Annotated in this window: 1 protein-coding gene; it reads right to left on the reverse strand. The window is 66.6% G+C overall.

The window, feature by feature from the left end; genetic code table 11:
* Nucleotides 1-2,585, reverse strand: a 2,585-nt coding sequence (gene gcvP, locus Q0P59_RS19665) for an aminomethyl-transferring glycine dehydrogenase (protein ID WP_295009584.1), incomplete at its 3' end; no start/stop codon positions are given.
* Between the last annotated feature and the right edge of the window lie 45 nt (nt 2,586-2,630).

The raw sequence follows: 2,630 nt of genomic DNA on the forward strand, positions 1-2,630 counted from the left end.
GTCGGCTCGACCATGATCGTGCCGGCCACCGGGAAGGACACCGTCGGCGCATGGAAACCGTAGTCCATCAGGCGCTTGGCGATGTCGATCTCGGCGATGCCGGTGGCGGCCTTGATCGGGCGGATGTCGAGAATGCACTCGTGCGCCACGCGGCCGTTCTTGCCGACGTAGAGCACCGGGTAGTGGGCGTTCAGCTGCTGGGCAACGTAGTTGGCATTCAGGATGGCGACTTGCGTGGCCTTCTTGACGCCTTCGCCGCCGAGCATGGCCAGGTACATCCAGGAAATGGTCAGGATCGACGCCGAGCCGAACGGGGCGGCAGACACCGCACCCTGGCCTGCATTGACGCGGTTGGCGTCGCCCGTCGGCTGGACGGCGTGGTCGGCCATGAACGGCGCCAGATGGGCCTTGAGGCCGATCGGACCCATGCCCGGTCCGCCGCCGCCGTGCGGGATGGCGAAGGTCTTGTGCAGGTTCATGTGGCTGACGTCGGCGCCGATGAAGCCGGGCGAGGTCAGGCCGACCTGGGCGTTGAGGTTGGCGCCGTCCATGTACACCTGGCCGCCGTTGGCATGGACGATGGCGCAGATCTCGCGGACCGCTTCCTCGAACACGCCGTGGGTCGACGGGTAGGTGATCATCAGGCAGGCCAGGTCGTCCTTGTGCTCTTCGGCCTTGGCCTTGAGGTCGGCGACGTCCACGTTGCCGTTGTCGTCGCAATCGACGACGACGACCTTCATGTTGGCCATCTGGGCGGTGGCCGGGTTGGTGCCGTGCGCCGACTTGGGGATCAGGCAGACGTTGCGGTGTTCCTCGCCGCGGCTGGCATGGTAGCGGTCGATGGCGACCAGGCCGGCGTATTCGCCCTGGGCGCCGGAGTTCGGCTGCATGCAGATGGCGTCGAAGCCGGTGACCATCTTCAGCCATTCGGTCAGGCTGGCAATCATTTCCAGGTAGCCGGTGGCCTGGTCGCGCGGGGCGAACGGGTGCAGGCCGCCGAATTCCGGCCAGGTGACCGGGATCATCTCGCTGGTCGCGTTCAGCTTCATGGTGCAGGAGCCGAGCGAGATCATCGAGTGGTCGAGCGCCAGGTCCTTGTTCTGCAGCGACTTCAGGTAGCGCAGCATCTCGTGTTCGGTGTGGTGCGTGTTGAACACCGGGTGCTGCAGCACGGCGTCGCTGCGGATCAGCGCATCGGGCAGGGCCGGGTCGGCGGCGGCCACCTGGGCGTCGATGAGATCGATGTCCAGCGTGACCTGGGCGATCAGCTTGAACAGCGTGGCCACGTCGTCGCGAGTGGTCGTTTCGTCGAAGGAGATGCCGAGCACGCCGGCCGAGACGCGGCGCAGGTTGTAGCCGGCACCCAGGGCAGCCAGGTAGACGGTTTCGGCGCGGGCGCCGAGGTCGAAATGCACGGTGTCGTAGAACTGGCGGGTCAGCAGGTTGACGCCGGCGCGCTTCAGGCCCTCGGCCAGGATGGCCGTCAGGCGGTGGATGCGGCCGGCGATCAGGCGCAGGCCCTCGGAGCCGTGATAGACGGCATACATGCCGGCCATGTTGGCGAGCAACACCTGCGAGGTACAGATGTTGGAGTTGGCCTTCTCGCGGCGGATGTGCTGTTCGCGCGTCTGCAGCGTCATGCGGTAGGCGGTGTTGCCGCGGGCATCCTTGGAGACGCCGATGATGCGGCCCGGCATCGAGCGGACAAAGGCTTCGCGGGTGGCGAAGAAGGCGGCGTGCGGGCCGCCGAAGCCCATCGGGATGCCGAAACGCTGGCTGGAACCGAGGGCGATGTCGGCGCCCATGGCGCCCGGCGACTTGAGCAGGACCAGCGCCATCAGGTCGGTGGCGACGGCGACGGTGGCGCCCTTGGCCTTCAGGCCGGCAATGGCGTCGGTCAGGTCGCGCACTTCGCCGTTGTCGTTGGGGTACTGGAGCAGGGCGCCGAAGAATTCGCCGTCCTTGTAGTCATCCAGCTTGCCGATGACCAGCTCGAAGCCGAAGTAGCCGGCACGGGTCTTGACCACGTCGATGGTCTGCGGGAAGCAGGCGGCATCGACCAGGAAGCGGTTCGATTTCGACTTGGAGACGCGGCGCGCCATGGTCATCGCCTCGGCGGCGGCGGTCGCTTCGTCGAGCAGCGAGGCGTTGGCGATTTCCAGGCCGGTCAGGTCGACCACCATCTGCTGGAAGTTCATCAGCGCTTCCAGGCGGCCCTGGGCGATTTCGGCCTGGTAGGGCGTGTAGGCGGTGTACCAGCCCGGGTTTTCCATGACGTTGCGCAGGATGACCTTGGGCGTCAAGGTGTCGTAATAGCCCATGCCGATGCAGGATTTGTTGACGACGTTCTTGCTGGCGATGGCCTTGAGGTCGGCCAGCGCCTCGTGTTCGCGACGCGACGGCGGCAGGGGCAGGTCGGCCGGCAGGCGAATGGCGGCGGGAACGGTCTGGGCTATCAGCTGGTCCAGGCTGTCGGCGCCGATGGCGGCCAGCATGGCGGTCATTTCGGCGGCGCAGGGGCCGATGTGGCGACCGATGAACTCGTCGTGCTGTTCCAGTGCGGAGAGCGGTTGATTGAGCGGCATGGGCTGTCCTTGCTTAGGCGGCGTCGGCAACGGCCTGGTAAGCGG

This window comes from uncultured Dechloromonas sp. (assembly GCF_945957265.1).
Classification (GTDB): Bacteria; Pseudomonadota; Gammaproteobacteria; order Burkholderiales; family Rhodocyclaceae; genus Azonexus.